Genomic DNA, 24012 nt, shown 5'->3' with positions numbered 1-24012 from the left:
TCGTGCTGCCGGATCCGGGGTCAGCCGCGGATCAGGTTGCGGAGCACGTACTGCATGATGCCGCCGTTGCGGTAGTAGTCCGCCTCGCCGGGGGTGTCGATGCGGACGACCGCGTCGAACTCGACGCCGGTGTCGGTGGTGACCTTCACCGTGCGCGGCGTGGTGCCCTCGTTGAGCTCCTCGATGCCGGTGAAGGAGAAGGTCTCCTCGCCGGTCAGGCCGAGGGAGTCGGCGGACTGGCCCTCCGGGAACTGGAGCGGCAGGACGCCCATGCCGATGAGGTTCGAGCGGTGGATGCGCTCGTACGACTCGGTGATGACGGCCTTGACGCCGAGCAGCGCGGTGCCCTTGGCGGCCCAGTCGCGGGACGAGCCGGAGCCGTACTCCTTGCCGCCCAGGATGACGAGCGGGGTGCCCTGCTCGATGTAGTTGCGGGAGGCGTCGTAGATGAAGCTGACCGGGCCGTCCGCCTGGGTGAAGTCGCGGGTGTAGCCGCCCTCGGTGCCCGGCGCGAGCTGGTTGCGCAGGCGGATGTTGGCGAAGGTGCCGCGGATCATGACCTCGTGGTTGCCACGGCGCGAGCCGTAGGAGTTGAAGTCACGACGCTCCACACCGTGCTCGGTGAGGTACTTGCCGGCCGGGGTGTCGGCCTTAATGGCGCCGGCCGGGGAGATGTGGTCGGTGGTGACCGAGTCGCCCAGCTTGGCCAGGACGCGGGCGCCCGTGATGTCGGAGACCGGGGTGGTCTCCATCGTCATGCCCTCGAAGTACGGGGGCTTGCGGACGTAGGTGGACTCGGCGTCCCACTCGAAGGTGTTGCCGGTCGGGATCGGCAGCGCCTGCCACTGGGCATCGCCCGCGAAGACGTCCTGGTAGGACTTGTTGAACATGTCCTCGCCGATGGCGTTGGCGACGACGTCGTTCACCTCGGCCTCGGTCGGCCAGATGTCCGACAGGTAGACCGGCTTGCCGTCCTGGTCGGTGCCCAGGGCCTCCTTGGTGATGTCCACCTTCATGGAGCCGGCGAGGGCGTAGGCGACGACCAGCGGCGGGGAGGCCAGGTAGTTCATCTTGACGTCGGGGTTGATGCGGCCCTCGAAGTTCCGGTTGCCGGAGAGGACCGAGGTGACCGCGAGGTCGTGCTCGTTGACGGCCTTGGAGACCTCCTCCGGCAGCGGGCCGGAGTTGCCGATGCAGGTGGTGCAGCCGTAGCCGACGAGGTTGAAGCCGACCTTGTCGAGGTACGGGGTGAGGCCCGCCTTGTCGAAGTAGTCGGTGACGACCTTCGAGCCCGGGGCGAGGGTGGTCTTGACCCACGGCTTGCGGGTCAGGCCCTTCTCCACGGCCTTCTTCGCGACGAGCGCGGCGGCGACCATGACGTACGGGTTCGAGGTGTTGGTGCAGGAGGTGATCGCGGCGACGGTGACGGCGCCGTGGTCGATCGTGTAGGTGGAGCCGTCGGGGGCGGTCACCTCGACCGGGTTCGACGGGGCGGCGCTCGCGATGGCCGGCGAGTCGGAGGCCGGGAAGGACTCCCGGCCCGCCTCGTCGACGCTGTCGACGTAGTTGCGGACGTCCTGCTTGAACTGCTCGGCGGCGTTCGCGAGGACGATGCGGTCCTGCGGGCGCTTCGGGCCGGCGATGGAGGGGACGACCGTGGAGAGGTCGAGCTCCAGCTTCTCGGAGAAGTCGGGCTCGGCGGCCGGGTCCAGCCAGAGGCCCTGCTCCTTGGCGTACGCCTCGACGAGCGCGACCTGCTGCTCGGAGCGGCCGGTGAGCTTGAGGTAGTTCAGGGTCTCGCCGTCGATCGGGAAGATCGCGGCGGTGGAGCCGAACTCCGGCGACATGTTGCCGATGGTGGCGCGGTTCGCCAGGGAGGTGGCGGCGACGCCCTCGCCGTAGAACTCGACGAACTTGCCGACGACGCCGTGCTTGCGCAGCATCTCGGTGATCGTGAGGACCAGGTCGGTGGCGGTGGTGCCGGGGGTCAGCTCACCGGTCAGCTTGAAGCCGACGACGCGCGGGATGAGCATGGAGACCGGCTGGCCGAGCATCGCGGCCTCGGCCTCGATGCCGCCGACGCCCCAGCCGAGCACGCCGAGGCCGTTGACCATGGTGGTGTGCGAGTCGGTGCCGACGAGGGTGTCGGGGTACGCCTGGCCGTTGCGGACCATGACCGTGCGGGCCAGGTGCTCGATGTTCACCTGGTGGACGATGCCGGTGCCGGGCGGGACGACCTTGAAGTCGTCGAAGGCGGTCTGGCCCCAGCGCAGGAACTGGTAGCGCTCCTTGTTGCGGCCGTACTCCAGCTCGACGTTCTGGCCGAAGGCGTCCTTCGTGCCGAACTTGTCGGCGATGACCGAGTGGTCGATGACCAGCTCGGCCGGGGAGAGCGGGTTGACCTTCGCCGGGTCGCCGCCGAGCTCCTTGACGGCCTCGCGCATGGTGGCGAGGTCGACGACGCAGGGCACACCGGTGAAGTCCTGCATGATCACGCGGGCCGGCGTGAACTGGATCTCCTGGCTCGGCTGAGCCTGCGAGTCCCAGTTGCCGAGGGCCCGGATGTGGTCGGCGGTGATGTTCGCGCCGTCCTCGGTGCGGAGCAGGTTCTCCAGGAGGACCTTCAGGCTGTAAGGGAGGCGCGCGGAGCCCTCGACCTTGTCCAGCTTGAAGATCTCGTACGACTCGTCGCCCACGCGCAGCGTGCTGCGGGCGTCGAAGCTGTTCGCCGACACGACAGTCTCCTTCATCAATGTGCGCGTACTACCGTCATGCTGCCGCCACGACCCCTCGCGGATCCGTTAAGGTAAGGCTAAGTTAGGTAACCCTTACCGGCCGGGCGGCCACGGTGCGCCGTAAGCAGTTATCTCGATGTCGAGATAACTCTAGTGCATCCCCGTCGCTCGGTCATGCCCGGGCGCCCGCGAAGTGTCGGGACGGCGCGCCCGGGAAGTCCGTCGTGCCGTCTTCCCGGCGGCCCCGGACCGCGCGAACACGAGCACGTCCCGACGCTCGCCACCGACCCGCAGCCACTCCTCCAGCACCCCTTCCCGCCGGAAACCCGCGCGCTCGGCGACGGCGACGAGCCCGGTGGCGGCGGCGCCCCGGCCCCGGGTAGAGGTCGGGCACGCGCGGGGCTCGTTCCATACGGGCATCCTGCGTCCTGTCGCGCAGGGCGGCCGCTCGCACCCCGCCCATACGGGCCCGCACCCCCGTACGGACGCGGACGGCTGGCCGTGGCCGCACGGGGGGCCGAGGATCGGAGCATGTTCAGCGGCGTGCACGTGACCTTCTACAGCCGGGACGCGGAGGCGGACCGCGCCTTCCTCCAGGACGTCTTCGGGTTCGAGCACGTGGACGCGGGGGGCGGCTGGCTGGTCTTCAAGCTGCCGCCCGCCGAGATCGCGATGCACCCCACGGAGGGCGAGCCGGGGCACGAGGTGTACCTGATGTGCGAGGACCTCACCCGCACCCTGACGGCCCTGGAGGACCGGGGGGCGGAGATCTCACGGGCCATCAGCGACCGGGGCTGGGGGCTGCTCGCGGCCGTCCGGCTGCCGAGCGGCACCGAACTCCCCCTGTACGAACCGCGTCACCCGACCGCGCACGACCTTTCACCCTGACGGCCCACCCCGGGTCCGATCTTCATCTCATATCTGAGATAACGTGACGCCATGGCAGACGACTACCTCGTACGCATCGGCAAGCTCATCCGTGACGCCCGGCAGCACCGCGGCTGGACCCAGACGCAGCTCGCCGAAGCGCTGGCCACGAGCCAGAGCGCCGTCAACCGGATCGAGCGCGGCAACCAGAACATCAGCCTTGAGATGATCGCCCGGATCGGCGAGGCCCTCGACAGCGAGATCGTGTCGCTGGGGTACGCGGGCCCCATGCACCTTCGGGTCGTCGGCCGCCGCCGGCTCTCCGGCGCCATCGACGTCAAGACCAGCAAGAACGCCTGTGTCGCGCTGCTGTGCGCCTCGCTCCTCAACAAGGGCCGCACGGTCCTGCGCCGGGTCGCCCGCATCGAGGAGGTCTTCCGGCTCCTGGAGGTCCTCAACTCCATCGGGGTGCGCACCCGCTGGATCAACGAGGGCGTGGACCTGGAGATCGTCCCGCCGGCCGAGCTGGACATGGAGTCCATCGACGCCGAGGCCGCGATCCGCACCCGCTCGATCATCATGTTCCTCGGCCCGCTGCTGCACCGCATGGACCGCTTCCGGCTGCCGTACGCCGGCGGCTGCGACCTCGGCACGCGCACGATCGAGCCGCACATGATCGCCCTGCGCCGCTTCGGCCTGGAGGTCACGGCCACCGAGGGGATCTACCACGCGCAGGTCGAGCGCTCGGTCACCCCCGGCCGTCCGATCGTCCTGACCGAGCGCGGCGACACGGTCACCGAGAACGCGCTGCTGGCCGCCGCCCGGCACGACGGCACGACCGTCATCCGCAACGCCTCCTCCAACTACATGGTCCAGGACCTCTGCTTCTTCCTGGAGGCGCTGGGCGTCCGGGTCGACGGCATCGGCACCACCACCCTGACCGTGCACGGCGTGCCGCAGATCGACGTGGACGTCGACTACTCCCCCTCCGAGGACCCGGTCGAGGCGATGAGCCTGGTGGCCGCCGCCGTCGTCACCGAGTCGGAGCTGACGATCCGCCGGGTGCCGATCGAGTTCATGGAGATCGAGCTCGCGGTCCTGGAGGAGATGGGCCTCGACCACGACCGCTCGCCCGAGTACACCGCCGACAACGGCCGCACCCGCCTGGTCGACCTGACGGTCCGCCCCTCCAAGCTGGAGGCGCCGATCGACAAGATCCACCCGATGCCGTTCCCGGGCCTGAACATCGACAACGTCCCCTTCTTCGCGGCCATCGCGGCCACGGCGCAGGGCAAGACCCTGATCCACGACTGGGTCTACGACAACCGGGCCATCTACCTCACCGACCTCAACCGCCTCGGCGGCCGCCTCCAGCTCCTCGACCCCCACCGCGTCCTCGTCGAGGGCCCGACCCGCTGGCGCGCCGCCGAAATGATGTGCCCCCCGGCCCTCCGCCCCGCCGTGGTCGTCCTCCTCGCGATGATGGCCGCCGAGGGCACGTCGGTCCTCCGGAACGTGTACGTCATCAACCGGGGGTACGAGGACCTGGCGGAGCGGCTGAACTCGATCGGGGCGCAGATCGAGATCTTCCGGGACATCTAGTACGCCTTGGCACGACCGCCGCACCCTGTCCGGCCCCGTGATCGCGGGTCGGCGCGGGGTGCGGCGGCGGTCGTGTCAGCGGGACTTCGGCAGGCGCAGGTCGGTGCAGTCGTGGCGGTCGGCCGAGCGTTTCGCGAACGCGTGGAAGGCCGGGAGGCCGAAGGTCTCCTCGCCCTTCTCGCCGGGGAGCCATACCGTGGCCGCCTCGGGCGGTGTGTAGCCGGTGAACAGGGCGCGTTCGGTGTCGCCGGGGCAGCGGGCGGTGGCCCAGAGGGTGCCGCCCCGGGCGCCGGCCTCGCCGGTGACGTCGCGGACGCGCCCCTCGCGCCGGCCGGTCAGGGCGTACGGGCCGAAGCGGGCGGTGAAGGAGTAGCGGCCGTCGAAGTAGTGCGAGGCCGCGACCTCGCAGACCTCGTACACGGCGGACCGGTCGACCGAGGTCTCCCGTACGGTGTCCAGCCGCCGGTCACGGGCGAAGGGCAGGCCCGCGCAGGTGCCGTCCGCACGGTCGGTCGCCTCGTCGCCGGTGACCTCGGGCAGGGACGTGAGGGGCTTCCCCGTCTCGGGCTCGCAGCCCCAGCGCCCGGCCGCCTTGACCGCCGTCGCGAGGGCGAACCGGGTTCCGAAGAGGTGGTCGGTCTCCTCCCACATCATCTCCGGCTCCGCGAACACCTTCTCCACGTCCCCCCGGCTCAGGGGGGAGACCATGCCGACCGTCACGGCGACCCGGTCCGCGCTTCCCCGGCAGCCGAGCAGGACCCGTGCCGAGGAGCCGTCGATCCAGCCCCGCCAGCCCCCGCCCAGCGGGACGGGCAGCAGCACCTCGTCACGGAGCGGCGGCAGCGTGTCCCTCAACTGCTCGGGACCCGGATCGCCACCGGGCAGGAGCGCCACCACGACCTCCCGCCCCCGCGTGCCCAGCCAACAGGTGTGGGCGTCCTTCCTCGCACTGTGGTCGCCCCGCAGTGCGACGTGGTGTCCGAGGCCGTCGAACAACGGGCCCTCCTCGTAGGCCAGTACGCCCCCGCAGTAGGTCTTCATGGCCTCCTCGAAGCGCCAGCGGGCCGCCGTGTCGCTCTCCCGCCACCAGATCCACGTCGCCAGGAGAGCGAGGACCAGCGCCCCCGCCGTCCACGCCGTCAGGCGGACCACCGTCCTGCGCATCAATGCCCGTCCCCTCCGTGAAGGATTCCGAGGATATCCAGGGCGTGTTTCCGCCGATCCGGGCATACCCCGGCGGTGGGCCCGGGGGCGGGCCTACGATCCCGCCGTGGACTCGTACCCGTCTCCCTCCGCGCCCCCGCCCGCCGTACGGCCCCGGTGGCGGCGGCCGGTGTTCGTCGTCGTCGGTGTGCTCCTGGTGTTCGGGGGCGGTCTGCTGTTCTTCGGGGATCCGTCCGGGGAGCCGGGGAGGGTGCCCGGGGAGGCGAAGGGCGGTGTCCGGCCGGGGGGCTCCCCCTCCTCCTCCGTCGCGGCCACGGGCGCTCCCGCCGCGCCTTCGACGCCCGTCGGGCCGCCCCGGCTCGTGGGGAAGGTGCTCAAGGAGGCGCGGGACCTCGCCTCGGAGGCCGGGTACGACGTCGTGACGCACGACGCGTCGGAGAAGAACGCCGGGCAGTGGGACGCGGACGGGTGGAAGGTGTGCTTCCAGACGGCGGCCGGGCAGCGGGGCGGGGAGCGGCCCGTGCTCGACCTCGGGGTGGTGCGCGTCGACGCGCCCTGTCCCGGTGCGGACGGCGAGGAGGTTCCCTGGCCGTCGATGCCGGGCGTCGCCGGGACGGATTTCTTCAAGGCCGAGGAGTTGCTGGGGGCGGTCGGGGTGCGGAAGGTGCGCCCGGAGAGCGTCTACACGGACGTCACGCTGCCCGCCGACCCGAGCACCTGGCGGGTCTGCTTCCAGGAGCCCGCGCCGGGCAGGCGGATCGAGAACCCCCAGTACGCGACCGCCTACCTCAAGCTCGCCCCGCCGGACGCGGGCTGCCCGGACGCGCCGTACGCGCGGCTGCGGCCGGAGCCGACCTCCTGAGCCGTCCGCGCAGCCGTGATCGGCCGGGGCGGGGGCGCGCGTCCCCGTGGGGGCTCTTGTCCGGTGCTTCACGTACCGGGGCGGGGGGCGGGCCAGATGACGAGGGTGTCGTCGTCGAGGGTGACGTACCGGGTCGGGTGGCAGACCCGTACGGCGGTGAAGAGGGTGTCGGTGAGGGTGCCGCGGACGACCACCGCGCCGTCGACGGGTTCGGCGCGCGGTCCTGCCGGGTCGGCGACGGCCGCCTCCAGGGCGCAGGTCCCGTGGTGGTCGGGGACGGGGCAGAGGAACCGGGCCGGCTTCATGAGGGTCCGGGGCGGCCGTGCGGGGCGGTGGTGACGGCCCAGAGCAGGAGAGCGCCGGGGTCGTCGCCGGTGAGGGTGACCGAGCGGTGGTCCTCGACGGCGAGGGAGGTGATCGCCGGTCCGCAGGCGACGGAGGGAAGCCGGTGTCGGGTTCCGTCCGGGGCGAGCGCGGTGGCGGTGACGCCTCCGGTGCCCTGGCAGCGGTAGGCGATCCGGTGCGGCGGCCGGGCGGGTAAGGAGCGGGTGTCCACGAAGACGGAGGCGCCGGGCCGGGACACTCCTGATGAGACGACGCTCTCGCCCGGGGGCCGGTGGGCGGGAAGGTCCGCCAGGAACCGGCGGTGGGCCAGGGTGCCGGGTTCCTCCTTCGTGCCGGCGCCGTCGGCGTCCCGCCTGACGGTGATGGCCCCGGACAGGACGAGGGCGAGGGCGGCCAGCCCGGCGACCGTGACGGTCAGCGTTCCGGAAGCCGGTCCGCCGGTGTGGTCGTAAAAGGTCTCGGGGCCGGGTCCCGGCCCGCGTAACGCCCGGGCGTGGGCGTCGTGCCGGTCTCGGACCGTGTGCCTTCTCATGCCGCCGCTCCTTGGGTCCGGCGGGACCGGCACGGTCGGACCCGCCGCGTCAGCTGTAGGAGTTGAGGGCGGAGGCGATGCGGGCGAAGACCGGGCCGCCGTGCTCGGCCAGGTCGGACAGGCGCTGGAAGTCGCCGGTGTAGAGCTTGAGTTCGTGGTTCTGCTTGACGGTCAGGTAGGCGGAGACGAGCTCGACGTTGACCTGCCGCTCGTCGAAGATCCAGAAGTCCTCGACCGGGGGCATGAGGCTACGGTCCGCGTTGCGGGGGATGATGCCCAGGCGCACGTGCGGCAGGACCGAGAGCTGGATGAGACGGGCGAGTTGGTCCGTCATCAGCTCCGGCGGCCCGATCCGCCGGTAGAGCACCCCTTCCTCCAGGACGATGTGGAACGCCTTGGCCGGGTCGTCGAGCACCGCCTGCCGCTCCGCCCGTACCGCCACGGCCGCCTCGACGTCGTCGGGCAGGTCACGCCTCTTCCGGATGCCGCCGAGGACGGCCCTGGTGTACTCGGGCGTCTGCAGCGGACCGGGGATCAGGTTCTGCGCGTAGGCCCTGAACCTCTTCGTCCGCCCCCACAGCACCCGTACGCTGTCCTGCGCCTGCCGCAGGCCGGCGCGCTCCATCTCCCGCCACTCGACGTACATGCCCTCGATCCCGCGGGCCGCCTCGACGAGTTCACCGATCAGGGCCTCCGCGTCGCACGCCCGCGCCCACGCCTCGATCGTCTCCGGCGACGCGGCGGCGTGTCCGTTCTCGATCCGGCTGCACTTCGACTCGTGCCACCCGCACCGCCTGGCCAGTTCCCGGGCGGAGATCCCCCGGTCTTCGCGCAGGCGGCGCAGTCGCCTTCCGAAGGCGAGGCGGGCTTGTGTGACGCTGGATGAGGTAGGCATTCCGCCAGTGTGCAGGCAGGCGCGAAGGTCCTACGATTCCTGTCGCCACGACGGTATGTGGCGGTCCGTCAGGTTCTAGAGGGCTTTGCCGTCTTCCAGTGTTGCGCCGCCGTGCGGGCCGCTTCCGGCGGTCGGGAACAGGCGCAGGAGCCGACCGGGGAACTCGACCACGGTCTCGTGGTCCGGTACCTTGATCGACGCCAGACGGTCCGGGTCCAGCACCTTCCAGGACTGGAGCAGGTAGCTGTCGGAAACGTCGTCGTAGTAGAGGGTCGGGCTGCCGTTGTTCGGGCTTTCCGGGTCCTTGCACAGCAGATGCAGAGCCACGAGGCCTCCAGGTCTTCCGCGAGTCGATGACCCTCCGAGAGTGACCTGTCGCGCAGGGCTACTGCCACTGGCTTGCGCGAGCTTGCGAAAGAAAGAGGCCTCGGGGTCCGGCCATGCGCGAACTTGCGCGCATATCAGGTTGATAACAGTACGTTGGCAACTATCCATGCCGGTACAAGCCTTTTGGCCCGCGTAGCCCGACTCCGCACTCCCGGAAAGCGGTTGCCCCTCCGCCGCCGCGCCGCGACCGGGCCCGCCGCACAAGCCGCCGCACACCGGCTGAACATGCCTTTCCCGGCACCGGGCGGACCGGAGCCGGTCGTCCGCGCGGACGTGGAGACTTGCGCCCGGCCCGTGTCCGTTGGGCCGTGCGGGCGTTAGCCGTACATGAAGAAGATCATCACCGCATCCGTACTGGTCCTCGCGAGCGCCGTACTCGTGGCCCCCGCGCACGCCGCCCAGCCCTTCGCCCTTCCGGCCGCGCCCGTCTCCGCCCCCGGGGACGTCGACGGCCCGGGCAAGAACCCCGGCACCTCGGCCGCGCCCGGCAAGAACACCGGCAGCTCGGCCGTGCCCAGCAAGAGCACCGGCGGCTCGGCCGTGCCCGGCAAGAGCCCCGGCAAGGGCACCGGCGGGGTCAGGCCGCAGAGGCCGAAGACCATCGCGGGCTCGCTGAACTCCGGCACCCAGGCCCTGGCGGGGAACGCGTTCATCGGGATCAAGGACAAGCTCGTGCAGATCGAGGGGTACGCCGAGGAGAACTTCCCCGACGACTTCATCCTCGTGGCGATGGCCAAGGAGTACGTGTGCGGCGTCAAGCGGCACTTCGACCTCGTCGACCCCGCCAATCCCCGCTGCCTCTAGGAACCGCCCGGCATCATCCCCGCCCCGCCCTTGAGCCGTTCGATGTCCGAGGGGCGGACCTTGATGACGAAGAGGGCGACCAGGGCGCCGACCACGGCGAAGACGGCCGCCGTGACGAAGCCCGCCGAGACGCCCGAGGTGAGGACCTGGTCGCCCCAGGGGGGCGGGAGCTGACCGGTCTCGGCGAAGCGGGCCTTCTCCAGGGGGCCCGCCTGGGCGAGGAAGGCCGGGACCTGCTTCTCCGCCTCGTTGCGGCTGGCCGTGCCGAAGACCGTGACCAGGATCGACAGACCGAGCGAACCGCCGACCTGCTGCATGGCGTTGAGCAGGCCGGACGCGGCGCCCGAGTCGCGCGGTTCGACGTTGGAGAGGGCCATGATGGTCAGCGAGACGAAGATCAGGCCCATGCCCATGCCGAAGACCAGGATCGGGCCGAGGATGCTCCCCAGGTAGGTGGAGTGCACGTCCGTCAGGGTCAGCCAGGACAGGCCCGCCGCCGCCAGGACCGAGCCCGTCACCATGAAGGGCTTCGGGCCGTACCGGGGCAGCAGGTTGGACGTGAGTCCGGCGCCGACCGCGATGATCGCGCTGACCGGCAGGAACGCGAGCCCCGCCCGCAGCGGACTGAAGCCGAGGACCTGCTGCACGAAGAGGGTCAGGAAGAAGAACATGCCGAAGATCGCCGCCGCCAGACAGAGCATCATGGCGTAGGTGCCCGAGCGGTTGCGGTCGGCGAACATGCGCAGCGGGGTGATCGGCTGCTGGGAACGGCGCTCGACCAGGATGAACGCGGCCAGGAAGACGACCGCCGCGACGAACGAACCGATCGTGTACGGATCGCGCCAGCCCTTGTCCGCCGCGCGGATGAACCCGTACACCAGGGCCACCATGCCGATCGTCGAGGTGAGCGCGCCGGTGAGGTCGAAGTGGCCGGGGCGCCGCTCCGACTCCTTGACGTGCCGGGGCGTCAGGAAGGTGATCAGCAGGGCGATGGGCACGTTGACGAAGAAGATCCAGCGCCAGTCGAGCCACTGGACGAGCATCCCGCCCGCCACCAGGCCGATCGCGCTGCCGCCGGCCGAGACGGCGGCGAACACGCCGAAGGCGCGGTTGCGTTCGGGGCCCTCGTCGAAGGTCGTGGTGATGAGGGAGAGCGCGGTCGGCGAGGCGATGGCGCCGCCGACGCCCTGGAGGGCGCGGGCGGCCAGGAGTTGCCACTCGCTCTGGGCCAGCCCGCAGAGCAGCGAGGCCAGTCCGAAGAGCAGCACGCCGAACATGAAGACCCGGCGGCGGCCCAGGATGTCGCCGCAGCGTCCGCCGAGGAGCAGGAGGCCGCCGAAGGTGAGCGTGTAGGCGTTGACGACCCAGGCCAGGCTGGTGGTCGAGAAGTCCAGGGCGCTCTGGATGTGCGGGAGCGCGATGTTCACGATCGTGATGTCGAGGACGACCATCAGCTGACAGGAGGCGATCACGAACAGGGCGATGCCCTTGCCGTCTCCTCCGCTTCCGCGCGGTGCGGTCGCCGCGGGAGCCGTCGGCTTCGGGGTGCTAGGCATGAGCGGTCATGGCGCGTAACGCCCTCACGTGAGGGAGCCGTGGGCCGGTCGGCCCACCTTTTCGACACTAAGCCCGGCCCGGGAGGGCGACCAGTTGATCAAGCGTGCGCGGGCTCGTCCAGGACGGCGAAGCCGTCCAGCTCCACCAGGGCCTGCTCGTCCCAGAGGCGTACGACTCCGATCACGGCCATCGCCGGGTAGTCACGGCCCGCCAGCCTCCGCCAGATGCCGCCCAGTTCGTGGGCGTGGGCGCGGTAGTCCTCGACGTCGGTGGCGTAGACGGTGACCCGGGCGAGGTCGGCGGGGGTGCCGCCGGCGTGGCGCAGGGCGGTGAGGAGGTTGGCGAGGGCGGTGGTGAACTGCTCGGGGAGGGTCTCCCCCACGACCGTGCCGTCGGAGTCGAGCGCGGTCTGTCCGGCGAGGAAGACGAAGCGGGTGCCGGTGGCGGTGACGGCGTGGGTGAAGCCGGTGGGCGGGGCGAGGTCGGCGGGGTTGTGGCGGTGCAGGCTCATGGGGCCGGCTCCTTCCGGGGGGAAGCGTGTCCCTGCTCCTCATGGTGACGGGCGTACAGCTCCTTGGCGATGATCGTGCGCTGGACCTCGGTGGCCCCCTCGTAGATCCGGGGCGCGCGGACCTCGCGGTAGAGGTGTTCGAGCAGGTGGCCGCGCTGGAGGGCGGCGGCGCCGTGCAGCTGGACGGCGGAGTCGACGACGTACTGGGCGGTCTCGGTGGCGAGGAGCTTGGCCATGGCGGAGTACCGGGGCACGTCCGGGTCGCCCCGGTCGTACGCGCTCGCCGCCGCGTGCACGAGGAGGCGGGCGGCCTCGGTACGGGTGGCCATCTCGGCGATCCGGTGGGAGACGGCCTGCAGGTCGGCGAGGACGCCGCCGAAGGCGGGGCGGGCGGCGGTGTGGGCGAGGGCCGCGTCGAGGGCGGCCTGGGCCATGCCGACGGCGAAGGCGCCGACGCTGGGGCGGAAGAGGTTCAGGGTGTCCATGGCGACCCGGAAGCCCCGGTCCGGGGCGCCGAGGAGGTCGTCGGGGCCGACGGGGACGCCGTCGAAGGTGAGGGTGCCGAGCGCGTGCGGGGCGAGCATGTCGAGCGGTTCGCCGCCGAGGCCGGGGCGGTCGGCGGGGACGAGGAAGGCGGTGACGCCCCGGGCGCCCGCGCCGGGGGTGGTGCGGGCGAAGACGGTGGCGAAGTCGGCCTCGGGGGCGTTGGAGATCCAGCGCTTCTCGCCGTGCAGGTGCCAGCCGCCGCGCCCGTCGGGGACGGCGTCGAGGGCGAGCGCGGCGGCGTCGGAGCCGGCGTCCGGTTCGGAGAGCGCGAAGGCGGCGACGGCCCGTCCGGCGGTGGCCTCGGGGAGCCAGCGGGCGCGCTGGGCGGAGGTGCCGTGGGCGGCGACGGGGTGGGTGCCGAGGCCCTGGAGGGCGAGGGCGGTCTCGGCCTCGGTGCAGACCCGGGCGAGGGACTCGCGCAGGAGGCAGAGGTCGAGGGCGCCGGCCTCGAAGAGCCGGGAGAGGAGTCCGAGGTCGCCCAGGGCGGCGACGAGGGGGCGGTTGACCCGGCCGGGTTCGCCCCGCTCCGCGAGGGGCTTCAGGCGTTCGGCGGCGAGGGTGCGGAGCTCCGCACACCAGGTGGTCTGCTCCGGATCGAGCGAGAATGCGGGCATGTGGGCCCTCTCCGGCGCCCTCGGGCGCCCTCGTCACGGCGCTCTGCGGCGCCTCCGTCCCGGCGACGCCGTCCGGCGCCCCGGTCGTAGCGTTGCCGTGCGGCCTGTTCGTAGCGCTGCCGTGCGGCGGCCTCGTGGCGCTGCCGTACGGCGGCCTCGTGGCGGCGGCGCTTTCCGGCGGCCCCGTCGCGGCGGCGCCGCCCGGCGGCCTCGTCGCGGCTTCACCGTCCGGTGCCTCCGTCCCGGCGGGCCAGGGTGCCCTCGTCCCGGCGCTTCCCGGCCCCCTTGCGGGGGCGCCGCCCTCCGGGGCTCGTGGTCCGGCACCCGCCGGCGCCCTCGTACCGGAGGGTCCAGTGCCCCTCAAGGCGCCTGCGGCGCGGGCATCGGGCACCGTTCCTTCCGGGGCGGCACCCGGCGGCGGCCCTGTACCGGCGTCCCCCGGTGCCTTCTCCACCGCACCTCCCGACACCCCCGTTCCGGCGCCCCCGGTCGCCCCTGTCGCGAACCGTTGACTGTCGTCACCGACACGATACGCTCGTCGGGCGACGGGCGACCCCACCACGACAGGGGGACGGACTCATGGAGCTGACACCCTCGGCGCACCTCGACACCTTCGCCCGTGACCGGCTGCCGCCGCCGGAGCTGTGGCCGCGGATCCTGCTCGACGGGCTTCCGGAGCTCGCGTACCCCGACCGGCTCAACTGCGGGGCGGAACTCCTCGACCGCACGGTGGAGCGGTTCGGTGCCGACCGGCCCGCCTTCCACGACGGCGAGGGCGGGGTCTGGAGCTACGGGGAGCTGCGCGACCGGGTCGACCGGATCGCCCACGTCCTCACCTCCGACCTGCGGCTCGTGCCCGGCAACCGGGTGCTCCTGCGCGGGCCTACCACCCCCTGGCTGGCCGCCTGCTGGCTCGCCGTGATGAAGGCCGGCGGGGTCGCCGTCACCGTTCTGGCCCAGCAGCGCGCCCCCGAACTGGCCGTCATGGCGGAAGCGGCCCGCTGCACCCACGCGCTCTGCGACGCCCGCTCCCTCGACGAGCTGCTCGCGGCCCGGATCCCCGGGCTCCGGATCACCCCGTTCGGCGGAGCCGGACCGGACGACCTGCTCGTCCTCGCCGCCCGCCGCCCCGGCCCGTACGAGGCGGTGCCGACCGCCGCCGACGACGTGGCCCTCGTCGCCTTCACCTCCGGCACCACCGGACGGCCCAAGGGCTGCGTCCACTTCCACCGGGACGTCCTGGCCGTCGCCGACACCTTCTCCGCGCACGTCCTGCGCCCGCTGCCCGACGACGTCTTCGCCGGTTCGCCGCCGCTCGCCTTCACCTTCGGCCTCGGCGGGCTCGTCGTCTTCCCCCTGCGGGCCGGGGCGAGCGCGGTCCTCCTCGAACAGGCCGGTCCGAAGCAGCTCCTCGCCGCGATCGAGCGGCACCGGATCTCGGTGCTCTTCACCGCCCCGACCGCCTACCGGGTCATGCTCGACGAGCTGGCCCAGGGCACCGCCCCGGAGACCGGCTCGCTGCGCCGCTGCGTCTCGGCCGGGGAGAACCTGCCGGAGGCGACCTGGCGGTCCTGGTACGCCCGCACGGGCCTGCGCCTGATCAACGGCATCGGCGCGACCGAGCTGCTGCACATCTTCCTGTCGGCCGCCGACGGCGACATCCGCCCCGGCACCACCGGCCGCCCGGTCCCCGGCTGGCACGCCAAGGTCGTCGACCGGGAGGGCCGGGAGGTCCCGGACGGCGAGGAGGGGCTGCTCGCGGTGTGCGGCCCGGTCGGCTGCCGCTACCTGGACGATCCGCGCCAGGCCGAGTACGTGCGGGACGGCTGGAACGTCACGGGCGACACGTACGTCCGCGAACCCGACGGCTGGTTCCGGTACGTCTCCCGGGCCGACGACATGATCATCTCGGCCGGGTACAACATCGCGGGGCCCCAGGTCGAGGAGGTCCTCCTCGACCACCCCGACGTGGTGGAGACGGCGGTGGTGGGCCGCCCGGACGAGCTGCGCGGCCAGGTCGTCGTGGCCTACGCGGTGGTGCGGGACGGGGTGCCGCGCGACTCCAGCACGGCCGCCGCGCTGCGCGCCTTCGTACGGGCCCGCCTCGCCCCGTACAAGTCGCCCCGCGAGATCGTCTTCCTGGACGCGCTGCCGCGCACGGCGACCGGCAAGCTCCAGCGCTTCCGGCTGCGGGAGCCGGTGTGACCCGGCCCGGCGCCGCCCGCGACCGGCGTGACCCCGTCTGACGTGTGCACATCCCCCGCACCCACCGCCTAAAGTGATCACGTGGCCGAGCAGCACACCCCCCGATCCCTGATCGTCTCCCTCTACGGCGCGTACGGGCGCACGTCCGACGACTCGCCGACGCCGGTGGCCGCGCTCGTCCAGCTGCTCGCCGTCCTGGGCGTGGACGCGCCCTCGGTGCGGTCCTCCGTGTCGCGGCTCAAGCGGCGCGGGCTGCTGCTGCCGCGCCGGACGGCGGACGGCGCCGCCGGGTACGCCCTCTCGGACGACGCCCGGCGGCTCCTGGACGACGGCGACCGCCGGATCTACGCCCGGAGCGAGCCGAAGCTGTCCGAGGGCTGGGTCCTGGCCGTCTTCTCGGTGCCCGAGGCCGAGCGGCACAAGCGGCACCTGCTGCGCTCCCGGCTCGCCCGCCTCGGCTTCGGGACGGCGGCGCCGGGCGTCTGGATCGCGCCCGCCCGCCTGTACGAGGAGACGCGCAACACCCTGGAGCGGCTCGGGCTCTCCCCGTACGTGGACCTCTTCCGGGGCGACCACCTGGGGTACGCGGCGACGGCGGAGGCGGTGGCCCGCTGGTGGGACCTGCCCGCGATCGCCGCCCTCCACGAGGAGTTCCTGGCGGCCCACGAGCCGGTCCTGCGGGCGTGGCGGGAGACCCCGGGCGACCCCGGGGACGCCTACCGGGACTACCTGCTCGCCCTCGACTCCTGGCGCCGCCTGCCGTACGCGGACCCCGTCCTCCCGGCCGAACTCCTCCCCGACGACTGGCCGGGCCGCCGGTCGGCGGAGGTCTTCGCCTCCCTGCACGAGCTGCTGCGGGACCGGGGGGCGGAGTTCGTGCGGCCCTTCCTGGCCGGATACGGCACATAGGCCACCGGGCGCGTCAGCCGAGGGCCGCCGCCAGCGGGTGGGACACGACCATCAGGGCGACGCCGAGCCGGTGCACGGCGAAGCCGGTGCGCCGGGCCCGCATGATGTCGCCGCTCCGGAAGCCGAGCAGGTACTGACGGAGCCTCAGCAGCGAGGCGGGCAGCATCAGCAGGACGAACCACCAGGGGGCGAGGCCCGTCGCGCTCGCGCCCGCGACCGTCAGGAACTCGGCCAGGGACAGCGCGCCGATGAACCGCGCGTTGCCCCGCTCCGAGACCAGGGCGGCGACGGTCGGACGGCCCACGGCGCGGTCGCCGTCGACGTCGTTGGTGTTCGAGTAGACCCCGAACATCAGCGGGCCAAAGCCGAAGAGGACGGCCTGCACCAGGAGGAAGCCGGTGGCCTGCCCGGTGACCATGCCGTACGGCAGGATGACGAGCGCGAAGCCCAGGGCGACCAGGTAGACCTCCTGGAAGCCGTGGTAGCTGAGCTTGACGCCGTAGGAGTACTGGAGGGTCACCACCCACAGGACGACGAGCCCGATCGGGGCCCAGGCCGGGCGGTGCGGCGCGAGGAACGCGGTGACCGCGAACAGGACGGCGGCGAGGACGGCGCAGGTCCAGGCGAACCGCAGGGCCTCGGGCACGGTCAGCGTCCCGGCGACCAGCGGCTTGCGCCGCACGTTGCGCAGGGGGTGGTCGGGGCCGTAGTTGGTGATGTCGCTGCCGTCGCGGAAGCCCGTGACGTCGTCGAAGGCGGTCATCGCCATCAGCAGGAGGACCTGCCCGACGAGGAAGACGCCGAAGAGCGCGGCGGTGCGCCCGGTGAGCGCGCCGGCGAACGACACGGCGGCGGACAGGGCGATGAAGGTGCCCAGGTAGTAGTCGTACACGTCGAGCTTGCCGAGCCGCGCGTAGGTCGTGAGCCTGCCGTCCGTACGGGCGGGGGGCGCGGGCGGTCCGGCGGGCGCGGGGGTCGTGGTGAGCGTGGAGTCGGTCATGTCGCCTCGGTGCTGTCCTGGGTGGTGGGGGGCGTGCTCGGTGGTGCGGCGGGTCGGCGGCCCTGTACGGAGTAAAGGACGCCGGTCGCGGCGGCGAACCCCGGGTCGCGCATCAGCGCGTCCAGCCGGTCGAGTTCGGCGCGTGTGAAGCCGGTGTCCAGCAGGCGGGGTGCGAGCTGGGCGAGGTGGTGGAGCTGGAGGCCGAGCGCCGGTGTGCCGGGGGCGCGCAGCAGCACGTGCGGCCGGATCCGGAGGTCGGTCAGGCCCGCGTCGCGGAGCGCGGCCGCCGCCCGGCGGCCCCAGGTGGGGTCGCCGCCGGAGGCGCGCATCAGGGCGGCCTTGGCGTCGGTGAAGCGGGCGTAGAGCCGGGTGTCGTCCTCGGAGGGCGCGAGCAGGCACGGTTCGTGTCCGGCGTCGAACTCGTCGACCTGGAGGAGCCCGCCGGGCGCGAGCGCGTCGGCGAGGCGGCGCAGGACCGCCTGCCGTTCGGGCAGGTGCTGGAGGACCAGTCGGGCCACCACGACGTCGTAACCGCCGCCGGGGAGCGGGTCGGTGACGACGTCGTGGGCGAGGACGGTCAGGCCCGGTTCCGGCGTGATGCGGCCGGGTTTGACGTCGGTGGCGGTGACGGTGCCGCCGGGCGAGACGAGCCGGAGCAGGCCCCGGGCGACGCTGCCCGCGCCGGCCCCGATCTCCAGGCAGCGCATCCCGGGGGCCGCGCCCGCCTCGCGGAGGTGGCCGAGCGTCAGCGGGTCGAGGGCCTCTTCGAGGCTGGCGTGGTGGCGGGCGCTGTGCGGGCTGTCGTTGTCGAAGACGTAGCCGCGCGGGGCGGCGGGGGCCCGGTTCACGTCCAGCGGCCCGTGCCGCAGGTCTCCGTGCTGCCCGTCAGCCGTTCGAGGAGGGGCACGCGCCGGACCTTCCCCGTACCGGTGCGCGGGACCTCGTCCCAGCCGAGCACGACGGGGTCGGCGAGCAGTGGCAGGTCCGCGACGGCCGTCTTCCAGCGGGCGGGTTCGAGGACGCCGTCCTCCGTGACGACGACGGGCAGCGGGGCCGCGTCGGGCCGGGCCAGGACGACGCACTCCAGGGCCTCGGGCAGCCGGTCCTCCAGGACGTCCTCGGTCCGCAGGCAGCTGAACCCGGGGAGGTGGTCGACCTCCCGGTCGAGCAGCCGGACGCTGCCGTCGCGGGCGATCGTCCCGACGTCCCCGGTGTTCCACCAGCCGTCGTGGACCTTGGCCTCCCAGCGCTCCCGCTCGCCCGGGTAGTCGGGGGCGAGCGCCCGGGTGCGGCACAGGAGCAGGCCGGGGGTGCCCGGGGGCACCGGGCGGAAGGTGTCGGGGTCGACGGCCTTCAGCCGGGTCTTCAGGGGGACGGGGCGGCCGAGGTCGCGCACGGTGGTCGGGGTGCCGTCGGCGGCCCGCGCCACGGAGCGGCGGGTGTGGAAGGCGAAGGTCAGCGGGCCGGTCTCGCTCTGGCCCCAGCCCTGCATCCACAGCGGCCGGCGCCGTGCGCTGGCCCCGAGGTAGGAGCGGACGACCGGCGGGTGCACGGCGTCGTAGGTGCTGATGTACGTCCGTACGTCGCGGAAGGGGTTGTCCAGGCGGCGGGTCAGCGGGCGAAGCCGTACGTAGCGGGCCGGGAGGGCCTCGACGACGGTGGGCGGGTGGGCGCGCAGCAGCAGGTCGGCCGTCTCGGGGCGGCCGGTGGAGTCGAGGGTGATGTGGCGGGGCGCGCGGACGGGGGCGACGGCGGTCCAGCAGATGGTGCGGCCGTGGGCGTAGGAGCTGGCGTTGTAGAGGGTGTCGTCGCGGCGCAGTCCGATGCGCGGGACCGGCAGGGTCTCGAACCGGGCGAGGTGGTGGATCAGGGTGCGGGTGGTGTGCGCGACCAGTTTGGGCACGCCGGTGGTGCCGCTGGTGTGGACGACGACCAGGGGCGCGTCGTCGTCGCGGGGGTGCGGGCCCGGGTCGGGGTGTCCGGCCAGGTCGTCGATGTGCACGGCGTTGGGCGGGAGTTCGCCGCCGCCGGGGCCGAGGACGACGGTGGTGCGGGCCGTCCCGGCCAGGTCCGCCGACGGGTCGCGGCCGAGGACGTCGAGGTCGGTGACCAGGACGCGGGGCGCGCAGCGGTCCAGGAGGGCGCGCAGGGCGGCGGGCGGAAGGTGGTCGGAGAGCTTCACGGGGACGGCGCCGGTGCGGACGGCGGCGCAGGCGATCAGGTCGTAGTCCCAGTGGTTGGCCTTGACGATCGCGACGCGTTCGCCGGGTCCGGCCCCGGCGGCGGCGAGCGCGCCCGCCGTCTCCCGTACGAGCAGGGCGAGTTCGGGGACGGTCCACTCGGTGGCGTCGGCCCCGCCCGGCCCCGGGGTGAGGTCGAAGGGGCGGTCGAGGTGGAAGCGGGTGGGGGTCCCGGCGGCGGCGAGCTCGTCGAAGAGGACGCCCAGGTCGTGGGGGGTCATGCGGCGGTCTCCTGCCGGAGGGTGCGGCCCCGGCGCGGGGCGAGGTGGGCGAGGGCGCGGGCGGCGGCGAGCGCGCCCGAGCGGGCGGCGCCCTCGCTGGAGGGGCGGGCGGCGACCCAGTCCCCGGCGTACTCGACGGCGCGGGCCGGGCGGCGCAGGAACGCGCCGCGCAGGGCGAGGGCCCGGGGGGTGAGCTCGGGCATGGCCTGCGGCCAGTGGTGGACGTGGGTGGCGGTGAGGGCCGCGCCGAGTCCCGGTACGTACCGCTCGGCGGCGGCGGTGAGCCGGCGGGCGGCCTCCTCCTCGCCCGCTCCGGCGAGTTCGGGGATGCGGTGCGGGGAGGCGAGCAGGCTGATCAGGCCGCGTCCGGCGGGGGCGCGGTCGGGGCACTTGAGGTGGTCGGCGATGACGCAGGAGAGGAGCGGCTCCCCGGACGCGGGGGTGAGCAGCGCGTAGGCGCCGCCGCGCGGGGCGAGCGGCCGGTCGAGGGCGCAGCTGACCTTGTACATGGGCCGGTACGTGGAGGCGGCCGGGTAGCCGGTGGCGTCGGGGTCGGCGCCGTCGGTGAGCCGCAGGGCGACCGGGGCGGGCACGGCGAGGACGACCGCGCGGGCGGTGAGGGCGGTGCCGTCGACGGTGAGCCGGGCGTGGTCGCCGTGGTCGGTGACCTGCTCGACGCGGTGGCCGTAGCGGGTGTCGAGTCCGGCGGCGAGGCGGGTGGCGAGCAGGTCCATGCCGCCCCGGTAGGTGCGCCAGGCGGAGACCGGTCCGACCGCGAGCAGCAGGCCGACCAGGGGGGCGGCGGCGCTGCGTTCGGCGTCCCAGCCGAAGAAGGCCTCGGACAGCGGCCGGAGCAGGTGGTCGTGGAGGCCGGGGTGGTAGCGGCGGGCGGCGGCGGTGACGGTGTCGGCGCCGAGCGGGGTGTCCTCGGGGTGGTCGTGGTCGAGGGCGGCGCGGTTCCGGCCGCTCCAGGCGAGGAAGCGGGCCAGGGAGGGGCGGGCGGCGGGGACGAGTCCGGCGCCGGTGAGCACGGCGCGGGGTTCGCCGACGCCGTTGTGCGGCCGGCCGTCGCGCCAGACGGCCATGGGGCGGCCGATGCGGGGGACGTCGTCGGGGGTGAGTCCGGCGCGCCGGATGAGCTGCCAGGTGGCGCGGTAGCCCTGGGCGGAGATCTGTTCGGCTCCGGTGTCCATCAGGTAGCCGTCGCGGCGGAGGCTGCGCATCCGGCCGCCGGGGGCGTCGGCGGCTTCGAGGACGCACACCTCGTGGCCGTGGCGGCGCAGTTCGTGGGCGGCGGCGAGGCCGGCGAGTCCGGCGCCGACGACGGCGACGTCGAGGTCAGGGGTCATGCGGGGGTACTCCGTGGGGCTGGGCGGTGCCGTCACCGGCGGGTGCGGAGGGCGTGGGCGCGGACGGCTTCGGTGACGCGCTCGACCTGGGCGTCGGTGAGCCGGTGGTGGACGGGGAGCGACAGCTGCCGGCGGGCGGCGTCCCGGGCGTGCGGCCAGCCGGGACCGGCTGCGGCGGGGGCTCCGGCCGCGACGGATGCTCCGGTCTCGACGGATGCCGCGGCGGGGGCGAAGGCGGCCTGGTCGGGCAGGGTCTTCGGGTAGTAGACGTGGGTGTCGACGCCCTCGGCGGACAGGTGGTCGCGCAGGGCGTCCCGGTCGTCGGCGAGCAGCGTGTAGACGTAGTAACAGCGGCCGTCGGTGCCGGGCGGCGGGGTGGTGACGCCGGGCAGGCCGGTGAGGTGCTCGGTGTAGTGGGCGGCGATGCGGGCCCGGCGTTCCAGCCGGGCGTCGAGGCCGGGAAGCCGGTGCAGCTGGAAGGCGGCCTGGATCTCGTCGAAGCGGCTGTTGACGCCGATCACGTGGTGCAGGCCTCGGTGGACGCCGTCCTGGCCGTGGTTGCGGAGCATACGGACCCGGTGGCCGGTCTCCTCGTCCCGGGTGACGACGGCGCCGCCCTCGCCGGGCATTCCGAACGACTTGACCTGGACGAAGGAGTAGAGCCCGGCGTCCCCCCACAGCCCGGCGGGCGTGCCGTCGAGGACGGCGCCCTGGGCGACGGCGGAGTCCTCGACCAGGCGCAGTCCCTCGGCGGCGGCCAGCGCGGTGAAGCGGGGCATGTCCGCCATGACGGAGAACATGTGGGCGGGCATCAGCGCCTTGGTGCGGGGGGTGATGCGGGCCCGCGCGTCCTCGGGGTCGAGGGTGAGCGTGCGGGGGTCGACGTCGCCGAAGACGGGGACGGCGCCGGTGTGCAGGACGGCGGCGGCGAGCGGGGCGCAGCCGAGGGCGGGGACCACGACCTCGTCGCCGGGTCCGACGCCGAGGGCGGTGAGGATCAGGTGGAGGGCGGAGGTGCCGCTGGAGCAGGCGACCACGTCGGCGGCACCGAGCCGGTCGCGCAGGGCGTCCTCGAACCGGCGGGTCCGGTCGCCCAGGATGAACTTCTGGTCCGCGCCGGTGCCGATCTCGTGGAGCAGCCGCAGGAGCGTGTCGCGGTCCTCGTGGAAGAGGTCGGGCGGAAAGAAGGGGACGCGGTCGCCGGTCGCGGGGCCGTCTCCGACGGCCGGTCCCCCGTGCGTGCTGGTCGTGGTCATGCGGGGACGCTCCCGGTGTGGAAGGCGCGGACGGTCGCGCAGACGCGGTCGACCTCCGCCTCGGTGAGGTCGGCGTAGAGCGGCAGGGCGAGGGCGCGGCCGGCGGCGGCCTCGGCAACGGGGAAGTCGCCGGGCCGGTGGCCGAGTCCGGCGAAGCAGGGCTGGAGGTGCAGCGGCCGGGGGTAGTACGTCTCGGTGCCGATGCCCCGCTCCTGGAGGTGGGCGGCGAGCGCGTCGCGCCGCTCGGTCTCGATCAGGTAGACGTAGAAGACCTCGTCGGGGGCGCCGGTGACGGCGGGCAGCCGGGTGATGCCGGGCGTCCCCCGCAGCCCCTCGTCGTAGCGCCGGGCGAGGACCGCGCGGTGGCGGACGTCCTCGTCGAGGACGGCGAGCTTGGCGAGCAGGACGGCGGCCTGGAGGTCGTCCATCTTGCTGTTGTGCCCGACGTACAGGGTCTCGTGGGAGATGCCGGGGAAGTGGGCGAGGGTGCGGCCCGTCCGGCCGTGGTGGCGCAGCGCGGCCACGCGGTCGGCAAGGTCCGGGTCGTCGGTGAGGACGGCCCCGGCGTCGCCGAGCGCGCCCAGGGTCTTGCTCGGGAAGAAGGAGAGGACTCCGCCGCGTCCGTGCAGTCCGGCGTGGACGCCGTGCTGCCTCATGCCGATGCCCTCGGCGCTGTCCTCCACGAGCTCCAGTCCGCGGTCGGCGGCGAAGGCGGTGAGCGCCGTCATGTCGGCCATGCGGCAGAAGAGGTGGACCGGCATCACGAACCGGGCGCCGTCCGCCGCCGCGTCCCCGATCCGGCCGGGGTCCATGGCGTACGTGTCGGGGTCGACGTCGGTGAAGACGGGCACCCCGCCGGCCAGGACGACGGAGGTGGCGGTGGCGACGAAGGAGTACGCGGGGACCAGGACCCGGTCCCCGGGGCGCAGCCCGCACGCCTTCAGGAGCAGGACCAGGGCGTCGGTGCCGCTGTTGACCCCGATCACGTGCCGGGCCCCGGTGTACTCCGCGAGGGCCTCTTCGAGGCGGCCGACCTGCCGGGAATGCGAGAACTTGCCGTCGGCGAAAATCTCGTCCACCCCGGCCCGGAGGTCGGGCCAGATCTTTTCGAATGTCTTCGCCTGGGAGAAAAAGGGAATGCTGGATGACGTCACGCGGAAACAATTCTTCTCGGCCGACGGCACGCCGGTGTCAACTGAGGTCAGGACGGCGGCCCGAGAAAATGTGACGGCGGGCCGGACCCCGCCTTCGGGAAGTCTGCCCGGTGAATCTAACAGCCGGAAGAATGAAGTCTCTGAATCCCAAAGGAACTTCATACTTTTCGGTGACAACACCTCTGATTTCCTTGACCGGTGTCGCGCGTTCCGGCGAGATTCTTCGCCGCCCCCGTCCGAACCACGGGATCCGAACC

At 73.2% G+C, this 24012-nt stretch carries 21 protein-coding genes; 6 read left to right on the top strand and 15 right to left on the bottom strand.

Translation table 11 applies throughout. The features are described 5' to 3' along the window. Positions 1-20: 20 nt before the first annotated feature. Positions 21-2735, bottom strand: a complete 2715-nt coding sequence (gene acnA / locus ACIQVI_RS00340) for an aconitate hydratase AcnA (protein WP_351969768.1) — start codon at positions 2733-2735, stop codon at positions 21-23. 531 nt (positions 2736-3266) lie between these two features. On the opposite strand from acnA, the gene ACIQVI_RS00335 reads away from it, so the two are divergent. Both ACIQVI_RS00335 and ACIQVI_RS00330 read left to right on the top strand, forming a co-directional pair. Further along, on the top strand, positions 3267-3623 hold the full coding sequence (locus ACIQVI_RS00335; RefSeq protein ID WP_351969766.1) for a VOC family protein: 357 nt from the start codon (positions 3267-3269) through the stop codon (positions 3621-3623). A gap of 51 nt (positions 3624-3674) precedes the next feature. Beyond that, a complete protein-coding gene (locus ACIQVI_RS00330) occupies positions 3675-5204 on the top strand; it encodes a UDP-N-acetylglucosamine 1-carboxyvinyltransferase (RefSeq protein WP_351969765.1) in 1530 nt (509 codons plus the stop codon). Between the two features lie 75 nt (positions 5205-5279). Here the strand turns inward: ACIQVI_RS00330 and ACIQVI_RS00325 are convergent, their stop codons facing one another. Next, the gene (locus tag ACIQVI_RS00325) at positions 5280-6368 is read right to left on the bottom strand and encodes a hypothetical protein (RefSeq protein ID WP_403589520.1); all 1089 of its coding nucleotides are present in this window, start codon (positions 6366-6368) and stop codon (positions 5280-5282) included. Positions 6369-6474: 106 nt separating this feature from the next. Here ACIQVI_RS00325 and ACIQVI_RS00320 point away from each other — a divergent pair, with 106 nt between their 5' ends. Next, on the top strand, positions 6475-7230 hold the full coding sequence (locus ACIQVI_RS00320; RefSeq protein ID WP_403589518.1) for a hypothetical protein: 756 nt from the start codon (positions 6475-6477) through the stop codon (positions 7228-7230). A gap of 68 nt (positions 7231-7298) precedes the next feature. Here ACIQVI_RS00320 and ACIQVI_RS00315 read toward each other — a convergent pair whose 3' ends face one another. The 4 genes from ACIQVI_RS00315 to ACIQVI_RS00300 form a co-directional block, all read right to left on the bottom strand. Beyond that, positions 7299-7535, bottom strand: coding sequence for a hypothetical protein (locus ACIQVI_RS00315; RefSeq protein WP_403589516.1), 237 nt, complete (start codon positions 7533-7535; stop codon positions 7299-7301). Then, complete coding sequence (locus ACIQVI_RS00310; RefSeq protein ID WP_403589514.1) at positions 7532-8107, bottom strand: hypothetical protein; 576 nt, start codon at positions 8105-8107, stop codon at positions 7532-7534. Before ACIQVI_RS00310 ends, ACIQVI_RS00315 begins: the two co-directional genes overlap by 4 nt. A gap of 49 nt (positions 8108-8156) precedes the next feature. After that, positions 8157-9002, bottom strand: coding sequence for a helix-turn-helix transcriptional regulator (locus ACIQVI_RS00305; RefSeq protein WP_351969760.1), 846 nt, complete (start codon positions 9000-9002; stop codon positions 8157-8159). Between the two features lie 75 nt (positions 9003-9077). Further along, positions 9078-9329 (bottom strand): hypothetical protein, encoded by a 252-nt coding sequence (locus tag ACIQVI_RS00300; RefSeq protein ID WP_351969759.1) that lies wholly within the window; start codon positions 9327-9329, stop codon positions 9078-9080. A 387-nt stretch (positions 9330-9716) separates the two neighbouring features. Between ACIQVI_RS00300 and ACIQVI_RS00295 the strand changes: the two genes are divergently transcribed. Next, on the top strand, positions 9717-10193 hold the full coding sequence (locus ACIQVI_RS00295; protein WP_403589511.1) for a hypothetical protein: 477 nt from the start codon (positions 9717-9719) through the stop codon (positions 10191-10193). Here the strand turns inward: ACIQVI_RS00295 and ACIQVI_RS00290 are convergent. The 3 genes from ACIQVI_RS00290 to ACIQVI_RS00280 form a co-directional block, all read right to left on the bottom strand. After that, the gene (locus tag ACIQVI_RS00290) at positions 10190-11749 is read right to left on the bottom strand and encodes an MFS transporter (RefSeq protein WP_403589509.1); all 1560 of its coding nucleotides are present in this window, start codon (positions 11747-11749) and stop codon (positions 10190-10192) included. The two genes, ACIQVI_RS00295 and ACIQVI_RS00290, sit on opposite strands and share 4 nt — an antisense overlap. A gap of 98 nt (positions 11750-11847) precedes the next feature. Continuing rightward, positions 11848-12261, bottom strand: a complete 414-nt coding sequence (locus tag ACIQVI_RS00285; RefSeq protein ID WP_351969756.1) for a RidA family protein — start codon at positions 12259-12261, stop codon at positions 11848-11850. Further along, the gene (locus ACIQVI_RS00280; RefSeq protein WP_403589507.1) at positions 12258-13421 is read right to left on the bottom strand and encodes an acyl-CoA dehydrogenase family protein; all 1164 of its coding nucleotides are present in this window, start codon (positions 13419-13421) and stop codon (positions 12258-12260) included. The genes ACIQVI_RS00285 and ACIQVI_RS00280 overlap by 4 nt, the downstream gene beginning before the upstream one ends. 579 nt (positions 13422-14000) lie before the next feature. On the opposite strand from ACIQVI_RS00280, the gene ACIQVI_RS00275 reads away from it, so the two are divergent. After that, positions 14001-15626, top strand: coding sequence for an AMP-binding protein (locus tag ACIQVI_RS00275; RefSeq protein WP_403589505.1), 1626 nt, complete (start codon positions 14001-14003; stop codon positions 15624-15626). An 81-nt stretch (positions 15627-15707) separates the two neighbouring features. Beyond that, a complete protein-coding gene (locus ACIQVI_RS00270; RefSeq protein WP_403589503.1) occupies positions 15708-16535 on the top strand; it encodes a PaaX family transcriptional regulator C-terminal domain-containing protein in 828 nt (275 codons plus the stop codon). A gap of 13 nt (positions 16536-16548) precedes the next feature. Here ACIQVI_RS00270 and ACIQVI_RS00265 read toward each other — a convergent pair whose 3' ends face one another. Genes ACIQVI_RS00265 through ACIQVI_RS00240 form a run of 6 tightly spaced genes read right to left on the bottom strand, consistent with a single transcriptional unit; the run spans position 16549 to position 23680 of the window. After that, the gene (locus ACIQVI_RS00265; protein WP_403589501.1) at positions 16549-17535 is read right to left on the bottom strand and encodes a UbiA family prenyltransferase; all 987 of its coding nucleotides are present in this window, start codon (positions 17533-17535) and stop codon (positions 16549-16551) included. Beyond that, a complete protein-coding gene (locus tag ACIQVI_RS00260) occupies positions 17532-18383 on the bottom strand; it encodes a class I SAM-dependent methyltransferase (protein WP_403589499.1) in 852 nt (283 codons plus the stop codon). Before ACIQVI_RS00260 ends, ACIQVI_RS00265 begins: the two co-directional genes overlap by 4 nt. Beyond that, positions 18380-19996 carry an AMP-binding protein gene (locus ACIQVI_RS00255; protein WP_403589498.1) on the bottom strand — a complete coding sequence of 539 codons (1617 nt, stop codon included), beginning with the start codon at positions 19994-19996 and terminating at the stop codon, positions 18380-18382. Before ACIQVI_RS00255 ends, ACIQVI_RS00260 begins: the two co-directional genes overlap by 4 nt. After that, on the bottom strand, positions 19993-21345 hold the full coding sequence (locus tag ACIQVI_RS00250; protein WP_403589496.1) for a protoporphyrinogen/coproporphyrinogen oxidase: 1353 nt from the start codon (positions 21343-21345) through the stop codon (positions 19993-19995). Before ACIQVI_RS00250 ends, ACIQVI_RS00255 begins: the two co-directional genes overlap by 4 nt. 32 nt (positions 21346-21377) lie before the next feature. Beyond that, a complete protein-coding gene (locus ACIQVI_RS00245; protein WP_403589494.1) occupies positions 21378-22601 on the bottom strand; it encodes a DegT/DnrJ/EryC1/StrS family aminotransferase in 1224 nt (407 codons plus the stop codon). Continuing rightward, positions 22598-23680 (bottom strand): DegT/DnrJ/EryC1/StrS family aminotransferase, encoded by a 1083-nt coding sequence (locus ACIQVI_RS00240; protein ID WP_351969747.1) that lies wholly within the window; start codon positions 23678-23680, stop codon positions 22598-22600. Before ACIQVI_RS00240 ends, ACIQVI_RS00245 begins: the two co-directional genes overlap by 4 nt. Positions 23681-24012 lie beyond the last annotated feature (332 nt).

This window comes from Streptomyces sp. NPDC098101, assembly GCF_044760185.1.
GTDB lineage: Bacteria > Actinomycetota > Actinomycetes > Streptomycetales > Streptomycetaceae > Streptomyces.
The sequence above is the reverse complement of the archived record's forward strand: the minus strand, read 5'-3'. Positions and strand labels throughout refer to the sequence as shown.